At 70.6% G+C, this 21,091-nt stretch carries 16 protein-coding genes, 1 other RNA gene and 2 pseudogenes; 10 read left to right on the top strand and 9 right to left on the bottom strand.

Going from position 1 to position 21,091, the window contains the following annotated elements; genetic code table 11:
• The first annotated feature begins 19 nt into the window (after window positions 1-19).
• Complete coding sequence (locus AB0L56_RS16755; RefSeq protein ID WP_365424022.1) at window positions 20-3,466, top strand: type ISP restriction/modification enzyme; 3,447 nt, start codon at window positions 20-22, stop codon at window positions 3,464-3,466.
• 143 nt (window positions 3,467-3,609) lie between these two features.
• Here AB0L56_RS16755 and AB0L56_RS16750 read toward each other — a convergent pair whose 3' ends face one another.
• Window positions 3,610-3,873: a hypothetical protein gene (locus tag AB0L56_RS16750; protein ID WP_365424019.1), complete on the bottom strand. Its 264-nt coding sequence runs from the start codon at window positions 3,871-3,873 to the stop codon at window positions 3,610-3,612.
• Window positions 3,870-4,223 (bottom strand): DUF6247 family protein, encoded by a 354-nt coding sequence (locus AB0L56_RS16745; protein ID WP_361036083.1) that lies wholly within the window; start codon window positions 4,221-4,223, stop codon window positions 3,870-3,872. Before AB0L56_RS16745 ends, AB0L56_RS16750 begins: the two co-directional genes overlap by 4 nt.
• A 274-nt stretch (window positions 4,224-4,497) precedes the next feature.
• On the opposite strand from AB0L56_RS16745, the gene AB0L56_RS16740 reads away from it, so the two are divergent.
• The 4 genes from AB0L56_RS16740 (at window position 4,498) to AB0L56_RS16725 (ending at window position 10,410) form a co-directional block, all read left to right on the top strand.
• Entirely contained in the window at window positions 4,498-6,915 is a 2,418-nt protein-coding gene (locus AB0L56_RS16740; protein WP_365424015.1) for an AAA family ATPase, read from the top strand.
• The gene (locus AB0L56_RS16735; protein WP_365424012.1) at window positions 6,912-7,289 is read left to right on the top strand and encodes a hypothetical protein; all 378 of its coding nucleotides are present in this window, start codon (window positions 6,912-6,914) and stop codon (window positions 7,287-7,289) included. Before AB0L56_RS16740 ends, AB0L56_RS16735 begins: the two co-directional genes overlap by 4 nt.
• Window positions 7,290-7,384: 95 nt before the next feature.
• Entirely contained in the window at window positions 7,385-9,202 is a 1,818-nt protein-coding gene (locus AB0L56_RS16730) for a DUF4357 domain-containing protein (protein WP_365424009.1), read from the top strand.
• Entirely contained in the window at window positions 9,199-10,410 is a 1,212-nt protein-coding gene (locus tag AB0L56_RS16725) for a restriction endonuclease (protein ID WP_365424006.1), read from the top strand. Before AB0L56_RS16730 ends, AB0L56_RS16725 begins: the two co-directional genes overlap by 4 nt.
• A gap of 69 nt (window positions 10,411-10,479) precedes the next feature.
• On the opposite strand, the gene rnpB is transcribed toward AB0L56_RS16725, so the two are convergent.
• From rnpB to AB0L56_RS16705, 4 genes and pseudogenes are all read right to left on the bottom strand, one after another.
• Window positions 10,480-10,887: RNase P RNA component class A (gene rnpB / locus AB0L56_RS16720), an RNA gene on the bottom strand.
• Window positions 10,888-10,951: 64 nt separating this feature from the next.
• Window positions 10,952-11,779, bottom strand: a pseudogene (locus AB0L56_RS16715) (DMT family transporter); the annotation flags it as partial.
• 19 nt (window positions 11,780-11,798) lie between these two features.
• Window positions 11,799-12,632 carry an AraC family transcriptional regulator gene (locus AB0L56_RS16710; protein WP_365424003.1) on the bottom strand — a complete coding sequence of 278 codons (834 nt, stop codon included), beginning with the start codon at window positions 12,630-12,632 and terminating at the stop codon, window positions 11,799-11,801.
• 25 nt (window positions 12,633-12,657) lie between these two features.
• Window positions 12,658-13,217, bottom strand: a pseudogene (locus AB0L56_RS16705) (Uma2 family endonuclease).
• Between the two features lie 131 nt (window positions 13,218-13,348).
• Between AB0L56_RS16705 and AB0L56_RS16700 the strand changes: the two are divergent.
• The 4 genes from AB0L56_RS16700 (at window position 13,349) to eda (ending at window position 16,273) form a co-directional block, all read left to right on the top strand.
• Window positions 13,349-14,104 carry a MerR family transcriptional regulator gene (locus AB0L56_RS16700; protein WP_365424000.1) on the top strand — a complete coding sequence of 252 codons (756 nt, stop codon included), beginning with the start codon at window positions 13,349-13,351 and terminating at the stop codon, window positions 14,102-14,104.
• 47 nt (window positions 14,105-14,151) lie between these two features.
• Window positions 14,152-14,709, top strand: coding sequence for a hypothetical protein (locus AB0L56_RS16695; protein ID WP_365424164.1), 558 nt, complete (start codon window positions 14,152-14,154; stop codon window positions 14,707-14,709).
• 80 nt (window positions 14,710-14,789) lie between these two features.
• Complete coding sequence (yaaA, locus tag AB0L56_RS16690) at window positions 14,790-15,572, top strand: peroxide stress protein YaaA (protein WP_361022480.1); 783 nt, start codon at window positions 14,790-14,792, stop codon at window positions 15,570-15,572.
• 71 nt (window positions 15,573-15,643) lie between these two features.
• The gene (eda, locus tag AB0L56_RS16685) at window positions 15,644-16,273 is read left to right on the top strand and encodes a bifunctional 4-hydroxy-2-oxoglutarate aldolase/2-dehydro-3-deoxy-phosphogluconate aldolase (RefSeq protein WP_365423996.1); all 630 of its coding nucleotides are present in this window, start codon (window positions 15,644-15,646) and stop codon (window positions 16,271-16,273) included.
• Between the two features lie 263 nt (window positions 16,274-16,536).
• Here the strand turns inward: eda and AB0L56_RS16680 are convergent, their stop codons facing one another.
• From AB0L56_RS16680 to AB0L56_RS16670, 3 genes are read right to left on the bottom strand one after another with little or no spacing between them, the layout of a single operon-like run.
• Window positions 16,537-17,739, bottom strand: a complete 1,203-nt coding sequence (locus tag AB0L56_RS16680) for a bifunctional RNase H/acid phosphatase (protein ID WP_365423993.1) — start codon at window positions 17,737-17,739, stop codon at window positions 16,537-16,539.
• Window positions 17,740-17,751: 12 nt separating this feature from the next.
• The gene (locus AB0L56_RS16675) at window positions 17,752-18,495 is read right to left on the bottom strand and encodes a C4-type zinc ribbon domain-containing protein (RefSeq protein ID WP_365424162.1); all 744 of its coding nucleotides are present in this window, start codon (window positions 18,493-18,495) and stop codon (window positions 17,752-17,754) included.
• Window positions 18,492-19,349: a Nif3-like dinuclear metal center hexameric protein gene (locus AB0L56_RS16670; protein WP_365423990.1), complete on the bottom strand. Its 858-nt coding sequence runs from the start codon at window positions 19,347-19,349 to the stop codon at window positions 18,492-18,494. Before AB0L56_RS16670 ends, AB0L56_RS16675 begins: the two co-directional genes overlap by 4 nt.
• A gap of 173 nt (window positions 19,350-19,522) precedes the next feature.
• On the opposite strand from AB0L56_RS16670, the gene AB0L56_RS16665 reads away from it, so the two are divergent.
• Window positions 19,523-20,746 (top strand): hypothetical protein, encoded by a 1,224-nt coding sequence (locus tag AB0L56_RS16665; protein ID WP_365423987.1) that lies wholly within the window; start codon window positions 19,523-19,525, stop codon window positions 20,744-20,746.
• Window positions 20,747-21,091 lie beyond the last annotated feature (345 nt).

Genomic DNA, 21,091 nt, shown 5'->3' with positions numbered 1-21,091 from the left:
GTTTGCCGGTTGCCGTGTCATGGGCATTCTGTATGGGTCTGATCACCTGCGTGGGTGCGGCCTTGGGGGGCGGATGTCACGAGGGGACGTCTCGACGGCAAAAGGCACCAACAGATCGGTCGCAGACCTCGTCGCGCAGTTCGGGCAGGAGGTCAGAGCGAAGCGGCAAGGTCCCGCCGGGGCGGACAGCGGCAAAGAGGAGAGCCTCACCGCACCGGTGGAGCATCTGCTGCGCGGCATGGCCTTGCGGCAACGGCTCAAACTCATCGCCCACGGTCAGACTCGCGTCAAGAAGCTCAGGATCCGCCCCGACTTCGCCATCAGCTGCGGCGGCAGGACTATTGGGCACGTCGAGCTGAAACAGCCGGGCAGAGGGGTCGACCCGGAGAAGTGGTCCGCGAAGAGCCACGACCGGAAGCAGTGGGAGAAGATCAAGGCCCTCCACAACGTCCTGTACACCGACGGATATCAGTGGGCGGTCTACCGCTTCGGCGAGCGAGTCGGCCCTGTCGGACGCCTCATCGGAGATCTGGAGTCCGGGAGTCGGAGTCAGAGTCGGCAACTCGTCGTCGCAGATTCCGGGTTCGAGCGCGCCCTCACCCACTTCTTCCTACCGGCGCCCATCGTCCACGGCAGCATCGACGACCTGGTCAAGCGCATTGCGGGAATCTGCGCCCTGCTGCGCGACGAGGTCACCGAACGTCTCACTCGCGAGGAAAGCGGAGAAGTCGATGCGGCGTTCTCGATCCTGGCCGGGAACTGGAAGGATCTGCTCTTTCCCGACGCCCGTCCAGAGGAGTTCGCGGACCATTACAGCCAGACGCTCACCTTCGCTGCGTTGCTGGCCCGCCTCCATCACATCGATCTGGACAAGCTCTCCCTCCCCGATGTCGCGACCCGATTGGGCAAACGCCACTCCCTGATGGGCAAGGCGCTGGCGGTACTGACGGACGACGCCCTCGACGACCTGCGAGGGATCATTGAACCGCTGATCGACGTGATGTCCGCCGTCGACCCCGAGATGTTCAAGGACGAGACGGGAGACGCCTACCTCCACCTGTACGAGGGCTTTCTCAGCGCCTACGACCCGGAACTGCGGCGGCGGACAGGGACGTACTACACACCCGGCGAAGCCGTCCGTTTCATGGTGAGGTTCACCGACGAGGTACTGCGCGACCGGCTCGGCCAGGAAGACGGCTACGGAAGCCAGGACGTCACCGTGGTCGACCCGGCCATGGGTACCGGGACCTTCCTCATCAACATCATCGACCACGTGGCCAAGAACTTCGCGCTGAAGCACGGCAGGCACCTCAAACCCGGACTTCTGCGGGAACTCTCGAAGCGGATCGTCGGGCTGGAGAAACAGACCGGGCCGTATGCGGTAGCCGAACTCCGTGTGCACCATGCCTTCCAGGCCCACGAGACCGATGTGACACGTCACCCACCAAGGCTTCTGGTTGCCGACACGCTCGACGATCCAGCCGTCGAGCACCACTTGGGGCTGATGTACGAGGCGATCGCCCGACACCGCCGCATGGCCAACAAGGTCAAAGCGGACGAGAAGGTCATGGTGGTCATCGGAAATCCGCCCTATCTGCGGGGCGCGAAGCAGTCAGGTGTCGGACGGTGGGTCACCGAGGGCAATCCGAACGACCAAGGTCCGATCCTCGCGCGCTTCCACCCGGAGGACAACGGCCGCATCGGCTACGCCCTGGACAACCTCTACGTATATTTCTGGGCGTGGTCCACCTGGAAGGTCTTCGACCAGGTGACAGCTTCGGGCACGCCGAAAGCGCCGAGCGGCATCGTCGCCCTCATCACCAACTCCGGTTTTCTGGACAGTAAGGGCGCGGCCGGCATGCGCCACTACTTACGCGAGGCGGCCGACGAGGGTTGGGTCATCGGCCTCTCCCCCGAGGGTCCTTACTCCGACCCACGGACCCGTGTCTTCCAGGACGTGAAGCGCGAGGTCTGCATCGCCGTATTCGTCCGCCGAGGTTCCCCTGATCCGAAGAACCCGGCACAGGTATGGCGACTCGACGTCCCCGCGGGTACGCGCGAAGAGAAGTTCGGCTGGCTGGACGGCCTCGGTATCGAGGGCCATCAGGACGGGGCTTCCTGGCAACTCTGCCCCACACAGTGGACCGCGCCTTTTCACATCACGTCCGGTTCCGAATGGGCTGCCATGCCACCAGTGGAGGCCCTGCTCCCGTGGACGAGCTCCGGCAACAAGAACAACCGCAGTTGGCCCGTCTCGCCGAGCCAGGATGTTCTGAAGAGGCGCTGGCGAAGGCTCGTCCAGGCTCCGGCAGAAGCCAAGGCGGCGCTGATGAAGAGCACTGGGGACCGCCATCCCGACAAGCCGGAACCACCTCTGCCCGGCCAGCAGGAGAGGGGCAGCCTGGCCGAGGAGAGGGAGAACGTTCCGGTCATCGTCCCGTACGGGCGGATGACCTTCGATCGGCAATACATCATCGCGGACCGGCGGGTGATCGACCGGCCGCGACCGGCCCTGTGGTTCGCACACGACAACCAACGTCAGATCTACCTGTCCGAACTCCACACCGAGTCGGGTCGCCCGGGTCCGGCAGTCAGCTTCACCGCACTGCTGCCTGACATTCATCACTTCAAGGGCACGGAAGGCGGCCGCATCGCACCCCTCTACCGCCACCCCCACCTCCCCGAACCGAACGTGACACCCGGGCTCTTACAAATGCTCACCAAAACGCACGGGGTGCCGGTTACCGCCGAAGACCTCTTCGCCTACATCGCGGGGATAGCCGGCCACAGCGGCTACACCCGCCGTTTCGCCACGTACCTGGCCGAGCGGGGCGCCCGCATCCCCCTGACGCGTGACTCGACGTTATGGGCGGATGTGGTGGAAGTCGGTCGTCGCACGATATGGATCCACACCTACGGCCGGCGGTTCGCTTCTCACCACCGCGGCAGCTCGTCCGATTCGACTCCGAGACTGCCTCTGGCAGAGCGACCCGAATGTGACGGCGAGATCGGAGAGGGCGCCGGGCTGCCGGACAACATCTCCTATGACGCGACGACGCGAACCCTCACCGTGGGCACCGGCTCCATACGCAATGTGGCGCCGGAAGTCTGGGAGTACCGGATCGGCGGCGTGCAGGTGATCCGCAAGTGGTTCAGTTTCCGCAAGCTCAAACCGGATGTGGAACGGCAGACCCCGCTGAACGACATCCTGCCCCCGACCTGGACTTCCCAATGGACCGTCGACCTGCTGGACCTCATCAACGCGCTCGGGCTCCTAGTAGCTCTTGAGCCCCGACAGGCCCGGCTCCTGGACGCGGTGAGCAACGACCCGCTCATCACCACCGACGACCTTCGTCAGGAGGGCATCCTGCCCGTGCCCACCTACGCGACCAAGGAGCCGAGGCCACCGCGGCAGTCTCGGCGCACCCCTGGCCCCGGTCAGGAGCCCCTCGACTTCCCGAACTGACCGGTGAGGAGGACGCCGAACCGTGGGCCCACGCCCTCTACTACTCCGACGGCGCGACCCCCGATGGTGCTCCTACACCGACAAGAACGAACCGGGCCTCACCGGCGATCTGACCTGCCGACCGTCGCTGTCCCAACTCGTCGTCACCCGTGCCACACCACGTTGCAGATGTAGACGCACTCATTCCGGGGTACGGCGAGGAACTGGATGAAGCCGCGTCCACCGAAGATCGGGAAGTTCCTCAGCCCTCCGGGTTTGTCCTCGGGTCTGCTCCCTGCCGTCTCGGCGTCACGGCCCAGCGCGGCAAGTTCTGTGGCGATGCGTTCCACTTCTGCGACCACTCCGACGGGAAGACCGGCAGTCAGGTACTCCTCGCTCGGGTTGTAGTCCCACTTCCAGTCGGTCACAGGCCGGCCTCGGCCTCCGCCTCTGCGTGGATCTTCCTTATCTCGGCGATCGCATCCGCCGGATCCTCCACCCCACCGCTCACCACGTCTTCCAGGTGACGCAGCCGTACGGCTCGTGAGGGATAGCGCTGGATCGCGACGAACACGCCCCACGTGTGAACGAAAGTGCGCAGCGGCGCAAGGGACTGGGCCTGCTGAGCACTGGTAGTCGCATCGACGAGATCGCTGACGAACGCCGGCATCCGGCTTGGCGTGAGTGCCTCAACGGCTGCACGCAAAGCGTCGGGCGTCAGGGCGGGCATAGGGATGAGCGGCTCACCGGCCTGCGGATGCGCATGCAGTGCGCTCACGGTCGTGCTCCCGGTTCGAGGGTGGACGTTGGCTGCGTTCTAGACGGTACCCCCACCGCCCATGCTCGACGGCCGGATCAGCTGAGGGCTTGGACAGCCGCCCGTTCTCTCAGTGGGACCACCTCACACTCCCGTCCGTACACAAATTCGAATATCAAGGATCCTGTAAACGCGTTGACAATGCTAACAAGTTGCCGCCATTCTCAGAGTGCCAACACTGTGCATCACCAGTCCGCGTGGCCCCTCCTGCCGCGCCCGACAGCGGGAACCGACCATGACCGATCAGCCCCCTGCCTCCCTCCGCGCTCTCCTCCTCGACCGACTGCGCCACTCGTACCTCGCACCTCAGGTGCAGGAGCTGCTGCGCGAGCTGGTTCCCGACGAACCGGCCACGAGCAGTGGAGGTCGTGCCGGACCCGTGCAGCTCCGGTCCATCACCGCGGCCGGCTGGCGCGGTGTCGGTCCGCGCACCACGCTCGAACTGCCGCCCGGGCCCGGGCTGGTCGTCGTCGCGGGTCCCAACGGCTCCGGGAAGTCGAGCTTCGCCGAGGCCGCCGAGACCGCGCTGACGGGACGCAACTCCCGGTGGGACGGACGACGGGCCACCGACTGGCAGAAGGGCTGGCGCAACCTGCACAGTCCCGACGTCACCCCCGAGGTCTGCGTCCAGCTGGCCGTCGGCGAGCGGGGCGAGGCGGTCACCGTGCGGCGGACCTGGCACGGGCTCAAGGTCGACGAGGCACGCACCAAGGTCGAGGGACCGGACCGCTCGGAACTGAAGCTGGAGGAGGTCGTCGACGCCGAGGCGCTGGACCTCGCCCGGCCGTTCCTGCCGTACAGCGAACTCGGGTCGATGATCAACGGCACACTTGGCGGCCTGCACGACGCCTTCTTCAAGCTCCTCGGGCTCGAACTGCTCGCCGAGTTCGACGGCCGGGTCAAGGACACGGTGAGCGAGTGCGAGCAGGCGATCAAGCACGCAGACGCCCTCACCGCGCAGCTCCTCGACGCGCTGGGCACGCTCGACGACCCCAGGTCCCGCGAGGCCACACAGGCACTGTCAGGGGCCAAGCGCGACCTAGGCCGGGTGCGTGCGCTGCTGGGGAGCCGTATGCCAGCGGCCGAGGCCGAGCTGGCCCGGCTGCGACAGCACGCGAGCCTCGCCGGGCCGGATCTGGCGGAGGTCGGCGGGGCTGCCGGAAGGCTGCGGGAGGCCGCCGCCGCTGCCGAGGAGGCCCGGTACGGCAGTGCCGAGGAGGCGCGCCGCCTGGCCCGGCTGCTGGAGGCGGCGATCGAGCAGCAACGGCGCTCGAGGAGCTCGGACTGCCCGGTCTGCGGCGCCGAGAACCGGCTGGACCGGGCGTGGGCCGAGCAGGCGCGGACGGAGGTGGAGCGGCTCCAGACGGAAGCAGCCGACGCCGAGGCCGCCCGGCAGGAGGTGGCGGTGGCCGTGCGGGCCGTGCACGACCTCGTACAGCCGGTTCCGGTGTGGCTGCGCGGGGAGGACTCCCCGCTCACGGTGGTGTGGCAGGAGTGGGTCCAGTGCCGGGATGTCATCCACCCCCGGGAGCTGGCGGACCGCGTCGAGCGTGCCGCGGCGACCCTGGACGACGCCTGCCGGCAGGTGCGGGAAGAAGCCGTTCAGCGGCTCTCCGCGCATGACGTCGCCTGGCAGCCGTTCGCCGTACGGCTGGCGGAGTGGCTCGGTGCCGAGGAAGCGGCCGAGGCCGCGCGCGAACGCCGCAAGCACGCGCGCAAGGCGCGAGCCTGGCTGCGGCCGATCATCGACGAGCTGCGCGACGAGCGGCTGCGGCCGTTCGCCCAGCGGTCGCAGGAGGTGTGGCAGAAGCTGTGCGAGCACAGCAGCGTCACGCTCGGATCCGTCACCCTCGCGGGCACTCCCGGTCGCGGGAAGGTCGAGCTCGACGTCTCCGTGGACGACATGTCCGCCCCCGCCTACAGCGTGATGAGCCAGGGCGAGCTGCACTCGCTCGCGCTCTCGCTCTTCCTGCCCCGTGCCACGCACGCGGACAGTCCGTTCGGGTTCCTCGTCATCGACGACCCCGTGCAGTCCATGGACCCCGAGAAGGTCGAGGGCCTGGCCCGGGTGCTCGACGCGTACGCCCAGGACCGGCAGGTGATCGTCTTCACCCATGACACCCGGCTCCAGCAGGCCGTCGCACACCTCGGCATCAAGGCGACCGTTCTGCGCGTGAGCCGCCAGACGGACTCCGTGGTGGGCGTGGAGACGCTCACCGATCCGGTGGAGCAGGCTATCGCGGAGGCGCGGGCCGTCTCTCTGGACCGCGGCCTGCCGCAGGACGTGGCCGACCATGTGCTCCCCGCCATGTGCAGGGTGGCGGTGGAAGCCGCCTGTCTGGAGACGGCTCGGCGCAGGCTCCGCGATGAGAAGGGACTCGGGCTTCGGGCCGTGGAGGAGCGCGTGGAGTCCCTCGACCGCACCAAGACGTACGTGTCGCTCGCCCTGCTCGGCGACGAGCAGCAGCCTGCCCGTGCCGCCGTCGAGCGGATCTGTCCCGGTGGCTGGGCGCTGATCGAGGTCTTCAACTCGGGTGCCCACACGCCCCTGCCGACCGTGGACGACCGTAAGGATCTCGTCCGCCGTACCAAGGCGCTCGCGGCGGCGATCCGGAACAGTGCTGGGACCCAGAGCACCGGGGGCGCCCGATGAGCGCGCCCCCGGAGGCCCTGGTGACCGCCGCCGCCCGCCTCCTCCTGCCCGCCCCCGGCACCGTGACCACCCTGCCTCCCGGCCTCCGCGCCCGTGCCGCCGCGGTCCTCCTCCGCATGGCGCTCGACCAGGCCCTGGACGCCTACTGGCAGCGGGTCACTCCCTCGATGACGCGGGTCGGCAAGCACCGCATGCTGTGCCTGGAGTGGTACGCGGGCCACGGCACCGCCCGCCGATGCCGCACCACCTGGTCGGCGCTCAGCGCGGCATGCCACTACCGCACGTACGAGCTGCCGCCACGTCCGGAGGAGATCCACGGACGACTGAGGGAGGTCACCAGCCTCCTGACGGTCCTTGGCGCCACAGGCAGCTGAGCCGAGAATCTCCCGGGATTTTCTGCGGGGCTGTCAGTGCCGGCCCGTACGCTGCAATCGAGATCGCACCAGCTGTGCAAGGGGGAACCGAACCCATGGCCGACGACGGCCCGCAGTACCCGGAGTTCCGGCTCCGGCTGCCCAACGGCGGCCCCGAGGCCCGGGGACGGCTGCTGACCGAGAAGGGGACGAACGGAAGTCAGAAGTTCGTCGTCCTGGCCGGTTCTCCCGGCCGGTCCGAGGTGGTGCCGTCGTTCCCCGTGCGCATGCCGTCGTCCTACCGGCTGAGGCAGCGGCTGATCGACGAAGGGGTCCTCACTCGGTCGGCCAACTGGCCCGGCTGGCTGGAGACGACGCGGGACGTCGAGTGCAACTCGCCGTCTGCCGCCGCCGAGATCCTGGTCGGTCGCAGTGCCAACGGCTGGCTGGAGTGGAAGACGGACGACGGCCATCCGCTCTCCGACTATCTCGACCAGGTGTGGTGGGGGCCCAACCGGGCCTGGCTGGTACGCGGCTCCAATGTCTCGGGCCTCGACCTCGTCCGGCGCCTGTGGCTGTCCGAGGGGTTGGTGACCCTGCGCGCACGCCACCTGCGGCAAGGTGTCGAGCAGGGCGTCAGCAAGGACCGGCTGCGCACCGCCGTCGAGGAGGACTACGCCTCCACCGCGACGTACAACCAGAAGGTGCAGTTGGTCGAGGAACTGCACATGTTCCTCTCCCGGATGAGGCCCGGTGACACCATGTGCACCATCTCGGGCGGTCGGCTGTACGTCGGCAAGATCACGGGCGACGCCGAGCAGCTCGCTTCCGAGGACGGCCGGTCGGATCTGCGCCGGCCGGTGGACTGGGCGGACGACGGGCACGCGTACGAGGGCCTGCCCGAGGCACTCCAGCAGAAGCTCTCCGCGCAGCATGACGTCGTCGACCTGACCGCGGTGAAGGACCTTGTCGACGGCCTGGGGATAAGCGACGAGGACCTGATCGAGGAGGCCGAGGCCGCCGATCGGGACCCGAGCGTGGAGATCCCCGCGCTCACCGCCCGGCGTGAGCTGGAGCTGCCCGAGCCCACGGACGAGTTGGCCGAGGAGCTCCTCGTAAACGGCACGGGCTGGTTGCGTGAGGTGCGTGACCTGCTGTGGGACGAACGGCAGTTGGTGCTGTACGGCCCGCCCGGGACCGGTAAGACGTATCTTGCCCTGAAGCTAGCAGAGTTCCTCGGTGGCGGGCCCGAGCAGGTCAAGCTCGTGCAGTTCCATCCGTCGTACGCGTACGAGGACTTCTTCGAGGGCTTCCGGCCGCAGGAGGATCCGCAGACCCGCGAGGTCGCCTTCCGGCTCACCGCCGGTCCGCTGCGCGAACTCGCCGATCTGGCCTCCCGTGAGGGCAACCGGCACATCCCGCACTTCCTGATCATCGACGAGATCAACCGCGCCAACCTGGCGAAGGTCTTCGGCGAGTTGTACTTCCTGCTGGAGTACCGCAACAAGTCGGTCCGGCTGACGTACTCCGGCGACGACTTCGCGCTGCCGCCCAACCTCTTCGTGATCGGCACCATGAACACCGCCGACCGGTCGATCGCCCTCGTCGACGCGGCGATGCGCCGCCGCTTCGCCTTCGTCGAACTGTCCCCGCGCACCGAGCCGACCAGCGGACTGCTGCGCCGCTGGCTCACCCGCGAGGGACACGACGCCGAGCCGGCCGACCTGCTCGACGCGCTCAACTCCCGTATCGACGACGCCGACTTCCGCATCGGGCCCTCGTATCTGATGAAGAAGGGGGTCTATCGGGAGGGCGGCCTCGAACGGACGTGGCGGACCAAGATCCTGCCCCTGCTGGAGGAGTACCACTACGGGGAAGGCGTGGACGTCGAGAAGCGGTACGGGCTCGCCGCCCTGCGGGAGTCGTCGAGGTGACCCGTGTCGTCGAACTCGTCGAGCACGCGGCGGCCGCAGGCGTCGTGCTGCCGGACGCGATCGGGCGGGCACTGGCGGCCGGGGACATCGTGGACGCGGCTCCTGATCCGTATGTCCCGGGGCACTGGTCCCTGCGGGCCGGCAGCAAGGTCGGCGCGGTGGCGGTCGCGGTGCCGGGGGACGACGAGCCGGTCACCGTACGCGTCACCCCCAAGGTTCCCATCGCCCGCCTCTTCTTCCTCCTCGGGTACGGCCTCGACCCGAAGGGCGGTTGGCGGGACGGGGACGTCGATGTCACCGGGCACCGCGATCTGCTGCCCGCCCTTGCCCATGCCGTGGAGCGGCAGATCGACCGCGCCCTGTGGCAGGGGCTCCTCCAGGGATATCGGGTGACCGAGGAGACGTCCCTGGTGGTCCGGGGCCGCATCCGGGAAGCCGAGCAGATACGGCGGCGGTTCGGTGCGACGCTGCCGGTGGAGGTGGAATACGACGAGTTCACCACCGACATCGCGGAGAACCGCCTGCTGCGCGCCGCCGTCGAGCGCCTCCTGCGACTGCCCGGCGTACCCCACGACGTGCGTCGCGGGTTGCTCCACCAACGTGCCCGCCTGGCCGAGGTCATGGCGATCGTGCGGGGTCAGCCGCTGCCTGCCTGGCAGCCGAGCCGACTCAACTCGCGCTACCAGCACGCCCTGCACCTGGCCCGGGTCGTCCTGGACAACGCCTCCGTCGAGCACGCGCCCGGTGAACTGCGCGTCGACGGCTTCCTGTTCGACATGAACAAGCTCTTCGAGGACTTCGTGACGGTGGCGCTGCGCGAGGCGTGCTGTGGCCTCGGGCACTCGGCGCGGCTCCAGGATCCGCATCACCTCGACGAGGCGTCCGCGATCCGTATGAAGCCCGACTTCGTGCTCTACGGGCCGCACGGCGCCCCGTGCGCCGTCGTGGACGCCAAGTACAAGGCCGAGAAGCGGGACGGTTTTCCGGACGCCGACCTCTACCAGATGCTCGCGTACTGCACCGCCCTCGGCCTGCGCGAAGGTCACCTGGTGTACGCCAAGGGCAACGCCCCACACGCGGCCCACGTGGTCCGGCACGCGGGCATCGTCATCCACCAGCACGCCCTCGACCTCGACCAGGAACCCTCCGGGCTGCTCTCGGACGTGGCGAAGGTGGCCGACCGGCTGGTGAGTACGCCGCGCGTATGATCGACTGCGAAGTGTCCGTTCAGGGTGGGGAGTGCGCCTCGTGCCGCAGCTCGCGTTCGCCAACAGCGGCAGACGAGCCGGGCTGTACGCCGGGTTCTGTTCCCGGGGTTCCTCGCGGAGCCCCGGGCGACGGCCATCCATCTAGGGCCGGTGTTGCCACCGGCCTCGTGCGGTCTACCCGCGGACTCGGGCGGGCAGCCCTCGAGCGTCCGCGCAGAGACGCTTCCGAAGAGGCGTCTCCTCTTGACCTTGCTCCAGGTGGGGTTTACCTAGCCGCCTGAGTCACCTCAGGCGCTGGTGGTCTCTTACACCACCGTTTCACCCTTACCGAGGACTGCGGTCCCCGGCGGTTTGCTTTCTGTGGCACTGTCCCGCGGGTCACCCCGGGTGGCCGTTAGCCACCACCTTGCCCTGTGGAGCCCGGACGTTCCTCGGGAAGTCCCGTGAGGGACTCCACGCGGCCGTCCGCCCGGCTCGTCTGCCGTGTGGACCATTGTACCCGGCGGCCGGCCGGCTTCCGTTCCGCGTTGGCGAGGACCGAGCCGGTGAGGATCAGGGCGAAGGCGGCCAGGACGGTCACGGTGAGGGGTTCGTCCAGGAAGAGGGCGCCGGCCGCGACCGCGATCGCCGGGTTGACGTAGGTGATGACCGATGCGCGGATCGGGCCGGCCTCCTTGATCAGTTCCAGGAAGGCCACGAAGGCCACCGCCGTGCAAACCAGGCCCAGGGCGGCCAGGGCGGCCAGCGCCTCGGCCGAGGGCAGGGCCGCCGGGCGGGTCGCGACGGCTGCGGGGGCGTGGACGAGGGCGGCCAGGGCCAGACAGGGCGTGATGAGGTGCAGCGTCGGGACGTCCTTGAGGTGGCGGTTGGCTATCAGGGGTGCCGTGGCGTAGCCGACGACCGTGACCAGGACCTCCGCCAACGAGAGGGCGTCGCCGCCGGTCAGGTGGGGGACGGTGAGGACGCCGACGCCGCCGAGTCCGAGCGCCAGACCCGTGACGCGGCGGGCGCCGAGCGACTCCGCGGCACCGAAGAAGCGGGACAGCAGAACGCCGACGATCGGTACGCCCGCGATCAGCAGGCCCGCGGTGGAGCTGGAGAGGTGGCGTTCGGCGTCGGTCAGGGTGTACCAGGGGCCGATGATCTCGATGACCGCGAACGCCAGCATTGGCTTCCAGTGGGTGCGTACGTTTCGGGCGAGGCCCGGTTGACGCAGCGCGAAGGGGAGCAGGAGCAGCGCGCCGAGGGCGCAGCGGACGAACACCACCGCCGACGGGGACACCTCGTCCACCGCCACCTTGATCATCAGATAGGGGATGCCCCAGACCACTCCCATCAGGGAGAACAGGAACCAGCCGCGTGCAGTCATGCGGTCAGTGTCGGTCCGGTCAGCGCCCGGTGTCTTGAACGCTGTTGCGGTACGCCGCCGGGGTCACCCCCAGGACGCGGCGGAACCAGCGGGTCAGATGTGCCTGGTCGGCGAAGCCGACGAGTGCGGCCGCCTCCGCGGGGCGCAGTCCGGCGTCGAGGAGGGCGCGGGCCCGGCTCACCCGGTACTGGGCGAGCCAGGCGTAGGGCGGCACCCCCATCGTCGTACGGAACGCGCGGAGCAGCTGGTAGCGGGAGAGGCCCAGGTCGGCGGCGAGGGCGGCCAGGGACGGCGGGGCGAGCAGTTCGTCGGCGAGGCGGTCGCGGACGGCGAGGGCGATGGGTCCGGCGCCGGGGACGGTGTCGTCGCTCGCGCGGGACGTGGAGTGGCGGCGGGCGAGGGCGGTGAGCAGCCAGGGCAGGCGTGACTCCGCCTCCAGGGGGTCGGGGTGGGCGCTGAGGTCGGTGTGCGTGCGGCACAGGGCGGCGGCCAGTTCGGGGTCGTCGAGGACCGGGTCGCGGAAGTGCGGCAGACCGGTGCCGAGGGTGCCTTCGGTGAGGAGGGCGGGGGCGGCGTAGAGGGCGCGGTAGGAGTAGCCGTCGGGGGCGGCGGGGCCGCCGGTGTGCATCTCACCGGGTTCGAGGACGACGATCGAGCCCGGGCCCGACACGATGCGCCCGCCCCGGTAGGCGATGACCTCCAGCCCCCCGACGGTGACGCCGACCGTGTACTCGTCGTGGGCGTGCGGGGCGTACTCGTGCCGGTCGAAGCGGGCGGTGAGCAGATCGAGCGGAGGCCCGCACCGACCTAGCCGCGCCCTGGTCCAGCGTGCCTGTTCCCGTCCGTTTACCACCGCTCGCACCCCCGTCCACAGGGGATCAGAGGAAGTCGGCGGTGTCCAGGTCGAAGGAGAAGGGAGCAGGAAGGGACAGGATTTTGCCCAGGGGGCGGGTGCACCGCTCGTGGTACTCGTTCTTCTGTGGGTCGCTGAACAGCGTGATCGCGGAGGCTTCGCGGTCGACGAGGAAGTAGAGGGGGATGCCACCGCGTGCGTAACAGCGCGGCTTGGTCTCCCGGTCGGTCTCGGGTTTGGTGCCGGTTACTTCGATCACCATGGCGATCCCCTCGCCGGGCATCCACGGGGCGGCTCCCCGGAAGAGGCGAGATCCGGTGGGAGCCAGTCGGGGATCACGTGGTCGTCGGGACTGCCCTCGGCGCCTCGCAGTTTCAGGCCCTTGTGGCCGGAGAAGGCCATGCCGGTCGCAGAGCGGGTGTACATCTGGCTCGTGGTCAGGCTGAGGCAGTGCTCATGTGATCCGTCCGGCGGGGGCGTGAGGAGGAGCTCGCCCTCGATCAGCTCGGCCCGGAATCCGTATGGGGGGTCGAGGGTGGTGAACCAGTCGAGGAGGAGTTCCTCCGACAGCGGGTCATAGGTGATCACAGTGTTGCCTCTGCTTTCTGTCGGCCGCCCAGGTTGGCGTACGGGAGGCTCTCCTGGAGGCGAACCAGTACCGTTCGCCCGATCGGGCTGCTTGACCCTGTCGCAGCGGCAACGTTTCTACTGGTGGCATGCGGATCGGAGAACTCGCCGCCGTCGTCGGTGTGACCACGCGAGCGGTGCGGCACTACCACCATCTGGGGCTGTTGCCGGAGCCGGAGCGGCTGGGGAACGGGTATCGGGACTACACCCTGCGGCACGCCGTCGTGCTGGCGCGGGTCAGGCGGCTGACCGAGCTGGGGCTGGGGCTGGCCGAGGTGCGGGACGTGCTCGCGGACGACGCCGGCAAGGACCTCGCCGAGGTGCTGACGGAGCTGGACGAGGATCTGGCGCGGCAGGAGGAGGCGATCCGGGAGCGGCGGGCGCGGTTGCGGGCGTTGCTGGAGTCGGAGGACGAGCTGACCGCCGAGGGGCCGGTCTCCCCGGAGCTGGCCGCGCTCTTCCGGGACACCGGCGGGCTGTCGGGCTCCCCCATGGCCGCCAAGGACCGCGAACTGCTCGCGCTGATCGGGACGTCGGCGCCGCCGGAGGAGCGGGAGCGGCTGATGGGGCTGATGGGCGAGGTGGTGGGGGCTCCGGGCGGGGTGGAGCGGGCCGCGACCGTGTACCGCCTGCTCGATGAGCTCGCGGAGACCGGACCGGATGACCCGCGGGTGGAGGAGGCAGCCCGTGCCCTCGCCGCGTGCGTACCGGCGGAGCTGGTGCCGGAGGGGGCGGGGCTCGATGAGAACAACAGCTTTCTGCGGGCCTTCTACGCTGACTTCCCCCCGGCGCAGGCGGAGGCGATCCGGCGGGCGATGCGGATCGTGGCGGAGGGCCGGTCGTGAGGGGCCTGCGGGTGGGCCGGTCGCTGGTCCGGCACGAGCTGCGGCTGATGGCGAGCCTGGGGCTGTGGCTGGCACGGCGGACGCACGGCACCGGCGGCGGGGCGGCCTTCGGGTACGCGGGCGGGCAGGCGGCGGTGATGTTCGGGTTGGCGTTCGTGTGCGTGGTCGAGACGGTCGCGATGTCCGTGCTGCTGAGCGACTGGCCGAGGGTGCATGCGGTGGTGCTCTTCCTGGACGTGTACACCGTCGTCTTCGTCATCGCGTTGCACGCCGCCTCCGTCGTCCGTCCCCATGTCCTGGACCCGGGGGTGCTGCGGGTTCGCCAGGCCGTCCACGTCGACCTGCGGATACCGCTGGAGCGGATCGCCTCGGTCCGGCGTGAGCTGCGGATGACGCACGAGAACGCCGAGGGCGAGCTCGATCTCGCCGTCGGCTCGCAGACCACCGTGACGGTCGAGCTCACCGAGCCGGTGGTGCACCTGACCTTCCTCGGTCACCGCCGCGAGGTCCGCGTGGTCCGCTTCCACGCGGACGACGCCGACGGCCTCGTACGCACCCTCGGCGCACGGATCGCCGCAGCCCCTCCCTTGGGGGATGGCGTCTAACCGCCCTGCTCCACGGCGCCGAACCGGACACGCTCACGCACGCCGTACCCTGACTGGCGAGCTCTACCGAAGGAGTACGTGTGCTTGTCCTGCTGCCGCCGTCCGAAGGCAAGGCCGCTTCCGGCCGCGGTGCACCGCTGAAGCCCGAGTCGCTGTCGCTGCCCGGGCTGACCGCCGCACGGGAGGCGGTTCTCGCCGAGTTGGTGGACCTGTGCGCCGGCGACGAGGACAAGGCACGCGAGGTGCTGGGGCTGAGCGAGGGACTGCGCGGCGAGGTCGCGAAGAACGCGGAGCTGCGGACCGCCGGGGCGCGGCCCGCCGGGGAGATCTACACGGGGGTGCTGTACGACGCCCTGGACCTGGCGTCCCTCGACGCGGCGGCGAAGCGGCGGGCCGCGAAGTCGCTGCTGGTCTTCTCCGGGCTGTGGGGCGCGGTCCGGGTCACCGACCGGATCCCGTCCTACCGCTGCTCGATGGGGGTGAAGCTGCCCGGCCTCGGCGCGCTGAGCGGGCACTGGCGTGCGCCGATGGCCGAGGTGCTGCCCGAGGTGGCGGGGAAGGGGCTGGTTCTCGATCTCCGGTCGGCGGCGTACGCGGCGGCCTGGAAGCCGAAGGGCGAGGTGGCGGCGCGGACGGCGACCGTACGGGTGCTGCATGCGCCGACGCGGAAGGTGGTCAGCCACTTCAACAAGGCGACCAAGGGGCGGATCGTACGGAGCCTGCTGACGGCCGGGGCGGCGCCGAAGGGTCCCGCCGAGCTGGTGGAGGCGCTGCGCGACCTCGGCTACGAGGTGGAGGCGGCGGCGCCGGCACGGGTGGGGGTGGCGTGGTCGCTGGATGTGCTGGTGGACGAGGTGCACTGAGGGGTACCCGCCTATTGCAGTATGCGCAATGGCCTTTGCGCATGACGCATCGGTAGGGGCAGGATGACGCCATGAGTTCTCCCGTGCCCTCGGTCCTCGACCTCGCACCCGTCGTTCCCGTCGTCGTCGTCGAGGACGCCGCCGACGCCGTACCGCTGACGCGTGCGCTGGTGGCCGGGGGGCTGCCTGCGGTCGAGGTGACGCTGCGGACGCCCGCCGCACTGGAGGCGGTCCGGGCGATCGCCGGTGAGGTGCCGGAGGCCGTGGTCGGCGCGGGGACGGTGATCACGGCGGAGCAGGTGGGCGAGGCGGTGGCGGCCGGGGCGCGGTTCCTGGTCAGCCCGGGGTGGACGGACACGCTGCTGGAGGCCATGCGGACGTCCGGGGTGCCGTTCCTGCCGGGGGTGTCGACCGCTTCGGAGGTGGTGGCGCTGCTGGAACGCGGGGTCCGGGAGATGAAGTTCTTCCCGGCCCGGGCCGCGGGCGGTACGGCGTATCTGAAGTCGCTCGCCGGGCCGCTCCCCCAGGCCCGTTTCTGCCCGACCGGAGGGATCGGCCCCGACTCCGCGCCGGACTATCTCGCGCTGCCCAACGTGGGCTGTGTGGGCGGGAGCTGGATGCTGCCGGCGGACGCGGTGGCCGCCCGTGACTGGGCCCGGGTGGAGGCGCTCGCCCGCGAGGCGGCGCGGCTCAGGGCTTAGGACCTGTCCGGCGGGTCATGCCGGGAACGCGGGGTCTGGCACGCCCATCTGCGGCGTTGTCGTCGGTCGCCGACTCCCCCACTCTCGACTTCTCCCACACTCTCGGCTTCGCTCGAGCGGGGGGACCCCCATGAGCGGGGGGGGACCCCCATCGCGTCGACTCCCTCCTCCGCCTTGCATCTGGACGCACCAGACCCCGCTCACCTGGGTTGCACGGCGCCGCCTCTTTCCCCCGACTTGATCCGCCGGACAGGCCCCAGCACCTAGCGCAGGTGCGAGGTGTCGTTGAACAGGCGGACGCTGGCGTTGCCGTCGGCGTAGTAGGCCACGGCGGAGAGTGAGGCCGCCGACAGTTCCATGCGGAACAGGGCCTCGGGCGGTGCGCCCAGCGCCAGCCGTACGAAGGTCTTGATGGGTGTCACATGGGTGACGAGCAGGACCGTACGGCCGGCGTACGCGGCGATCAGCTTGTCGCGGGCCGCGGCGACCCGGGCGGCGGTGGCCGCGAAGCTCTCGCCGCCGCCGGTGGGTTCGGCGTCCGGGGAGGACAGCCAGGCGTCCAGGTCCTCGGGGTACCGTTCGCGGACCTCGCCGAAGGTGAGGCCCTCCCAGGCGCCGAAGTCCGTCTCGCGCAGTCCGTCGTCCACGCTCACGTCGAGACCGAGGCGGGCGGCGACGATGCCGGCGGTCTCGCGGGCGCGGGCGAGCGGGGAGGCGACGACCGCCTGGACGGTGCCGCGCCGGGCGAGCGCGGCGGCGACCCTCTCGGCCTGCTCCCGCCCGACGGCGGAGAGGGAGGGATCACTTCCGCCGCTCCCCGAGAAACGCTTCTGCGGGGTCAACGGCGTCTCTCCGTGCCGCAGCAGTACGAACGTGGCGGGCGCCCCCATGTCGGGCCCCGCCCACCCGACCCCGGGCGTGGCGACGGCCTGCGCGGCCCGGACATCCGCGGCTGCGGCACCGGTGGCCTCATCGGCGTCTCCGGGCGGGCCCGGCGGCTCGGGCGGTGTCCGGGTGTCCAGCTCGGCGCGGGAGGCCGAGGGCGACCACTGCTCGCCCCGCTTGCCCGCGTCCATCGCCTCGTTGGCCAGGCGGTCGGCGTGCTGGTTCCGCTCGCGCGGGACCCACTCGTACGTGACCTGCTCCGGCGGGAGGACGCGGGCCGCCTCCGCCGCGAGCGGCTTGATCAACGGGTGCTTGATCTTCCAGCGGCCCGTCATCTGCTCGATGACAAGCTTGGAGTCCATCCGGACGTGCACCCGCGCCTCCGGGTCCAGTGCGCGGGCGGCGGTGAGTCCGGCGAGCAGGCCCCGGTACTCGGCCACGTTGTTCGTGGCGAAGCCGATGTACTCGGCCGCCTCCGCCAGGGTCTCCCCCGTCGCCGCGTCCCTGACCACGACCCCGTAGCCCGCGGGGCCCGGGTTGCCGCGCGACCCGCCGTCCGCCTCGACGATGAACTCCCGCACAGCCGGACGCCCCTACAGCCCCGACTCCGACGTACGCACCAGGATGCGGCGGCAGTTCTCGCAGCGCAGCACCGCGTCGGGGGCGGCGGCCCGGACCTCGTTCAGCTCGGTGATGGCGAGCTCCTGACGGCAGCCCTGGCAGGTACGGGCGTACAGCTTCGCCGCGCCGACGCCGCCCTGCTGCTCGCGCAGCTTCTCGTACAGGCTCAGCAGCGGGGCGGGCACGGAGCCGGCGACGACCTCGCGCTCCTTGGTGATCGAGGCGACCTCGCCGTCGATCTTCTCGACGGCGGCGTCCCGCCGCGCGGTCGCGTCGTCGATCTTCCCCTGTACGGAGCCGACCCGCTCGGTCAGTTCGGCGACCCGCTCCTGCGCGGACTCGCGGCGCTCCATGACCTCCAGGACGACGTCTTCGAGGTCGCCCTGCCGCTTGGCGAGGGAGGCGATCTCGCGCTGGAGGTTCTCCAGGTCCTTGGGCGAGGAGACGGCACCGGAGTCGAGGCGCTTCTGGTCGCGGGCGGCGCGCTGGCGCACCTGGTCGACGTCCTGCTCGGCCTTGGTCTGCTCGCGGGCGGTGTCGCTCTCCTCGGTCTGCGCGGCGACGAGCAGGTCGCGCAGCTGGGCGAGGTCCCGGTTCAGCGACTCGATCTCGGCGTGCTCGGGCAGCGACCTCCGCCTGTGGGCGAGCTGCTGCAGCCGTACGTCGAGGTCCTGGACGTCGAGGAGTCGGATCTGGTCGGCGGGCGCGGCGTTCAGTTGGGGGCTCCAGATGGTTCGGTGGGGGCGGTGGACGCCGCGTGGGCGGTCCAGGGGTCGGTGACCGTCCTCGAGACATGGACCCGCAGGCCCCATCCGTGACGGTCGGAGATCTGGTCGAGCTGGGCTGCCGCCAGCTCGCACCAGGGCCACTCGGTGGCCCAGTGCGCCGCGTCGAGCAGCGCGAGGGGGCTGTGGGCGCGCGCCTCCGATGCGGGGTGGTGGCGCAGGTCCGCGGTGAGGAAGGCGTCCACCCCGGCGGCCCGGACGTGGTCGAAGAGGCTGTCGCCGGAGCCGCCGCTGACGGCGACCGTGCGGACGAGCGCGTCGGGGTCGCCGGCGAATCGGATGCCCTGCGCGGTGGCGGGGAGCCGTTCGGCGGCACGGGCGGCGAAGTCGCGGACGGTCAGCGGGTGGTCCAGCTCGCACACGCGGCCCAGCCCCCGGCGGCCCTCGGGGTCGGCCGGGTCGGGGACGAGGGGCCGTACGACCCTGAGGTCCAGCGCGCCGGCGAGGGCGTCGGAGACTCCCGGGTCGGCGGTGTCGGCGTTGGTGTGGGCGACGTGCAGCGCGATGTCGTTCTTGATGAGGGTGTGCACCACGCGGCCCTTGAAGGTGGAGGCCGCCACCGTGGTCGTCCCGCGCAGATAGAGCGGATGGTGGGTGACCAGCAGGTCGGCGTCCAGCTTCACCGCCTCGTCGACGATGTCCTGGACCGGGTCGACGGCGAACAGGACCCGCGTGACCTCCTGGTCGGGGTCGCCCACGACGGTGCCGACCGCGTCCCAGGACTCGGCCCGCTCGGCGGGCCACAGGTTCTCCAGCGCGGCGATGACTTCTGACAGACGGGGCACGTCTGCAAGGCTACCTGGCTGTTTCGTACGGGAGTACCGGCTCCGTGGAGCACACCGCCCTCCCCCTCCTCAGGAGAATCGTTCCTGGAGCACCCTTACGTGTGAAGCGGGGGCCCACCCGTCCACCGTCCGGGCGGACGAAAACTACGTTCGTCACCGGAGGTGACCGAACGATGACGGTCTGTGCCATCGAACCTGCGGCGGGACACGAGAACGGAGCCGGGCGGGCGGGCTGCACCATCACCGCGGACGGTTGCTACGCCGCGCGCCTCGCCCTCGCCGGTGAGTCCCTCTTCCCGGAGCGCTGGACCCTGGACGGCCCCGAGCCCTACGCCGTTCCGCTGCCAGGCAACCAGCCCGAGGAACCCGGCACCGAGGTGCAGCCGCTGAGCGACGGGCGGGTCCTCATCCACCGGCTGGTGGAGGGGCGGCACGCCTTCTCCCTGCTGTACCCGGCCGGTCCCGGCACCGGCGAACTGCCGCTCGGCGCGGTCGAACGCCCGGACGGGGCCACCCGGCTGGGGCTGCTGCCGCCCGCCCCGGACGGGGAGCGGGCGTACGCCCTCGCCGTGGGCCCGCGGTCGAGCACGGTGTGGCGGGTGGCGGGCGGCGCGTTCGGGCCCGAGCCGGTCGCGGAGGTCCAGGGCCGCTGCTCGGGCGGGGTGTGGCTGGACCGGGCGGGACGGATGCTGGCGCTGGACCGCGAGACGGGCGGGTGCACCAAGGCGGTCGTGGTGGACCTGGAGCGCGGCGGGGAGATGTCGCCGCTGCTGCAGATCACCGAGGGGAGCGACGACCGGGTGCTGCTCGCCGACCCGGACAGCGGACTGCTGCTGCTCCGCTCTGACGCGCCCTCTCCCGGGCGGGACCGGCTGGGCTGGGGGGTGCTGGGCAGCACGCTGCCGGTGCGCTTCCCGGAGTGCCTGCGGGTGCCGGACTGCACGGTGACGCCGTTCGCGATCCAGCCTGGGCAGATGCTGACCCCGGAGGGCTGTGCGGTGGCGCTCCGCATCGACGGCGCGCTCGGCAGCTGGGTCGGGATGTGGCGGCCGGCGGAGCGGCAGCTGCTCCACTTCCCCGCGCCTGCCGGGTGGTTGACCGGATCCGGGCTGTGGACGGCGGACGGGGAACTGCGACTGCCGTACGCCAACCGGTCGGTGCCGTGCGGTGTGGCCGCCCTGAGGATGCCGGGGCGGGAGCGGCAGCCGGAGGGTCTGGACGTCCGCCCGCGTCCCGGCGTCCCGGAAGCCGGGGACGCCGGTCAACTTCCGGTGGACGGCGGTGAGTCGACGACCCCTTCGGGTGAACTGCCGCCCGCCGTCGAGCCCGAGGCGGACCCGGCGCCCCGGCCCGTGCCGTTGCAGCAGGCACCTTTGGGACAACTTGTGACGAAGTAGTGGCGGTTGGCGTGGCCGCCTGGATTCGGGGCGTGGTGGGCCGGTTAGACTCGCCCGGCTGTAGGAAAGATCATGTTTACGGGGTGAATTCCTTCCGATGAACGACGTCAGGACGAACGACGCGCAGTCCGTCGAGGACGGGCAGGCCGCTGCCGGGCACGGCAGGCACCGGGGACCGGTCTCCACGCAGGATGCCGAAACGTCGCCGCGTGGCCGTCACCGCAGGCCGGCGCAGGAGAACGAGACGGTGGAGTCGGCTGCCCGCGAGGCCTTGATCGCCGCGTTGAGGGCGGCCGGGGTGCGGCCGGTGGGATTGGGCACGGTGTGCACCCGCGGGTCCTCGGC

The sequence above is a fragment of the Streptomyces sp. NPDC052079 genome (assembly GCF_040680275.1).
GTDB lineage: Bacteria > Actinomycetota > Actinomycetes > Streptomycetales > Streptomycetaceae > Streptomyces.
This window is presented reverse-complemented; position numbering and strand designations above follow the sequence as displayed.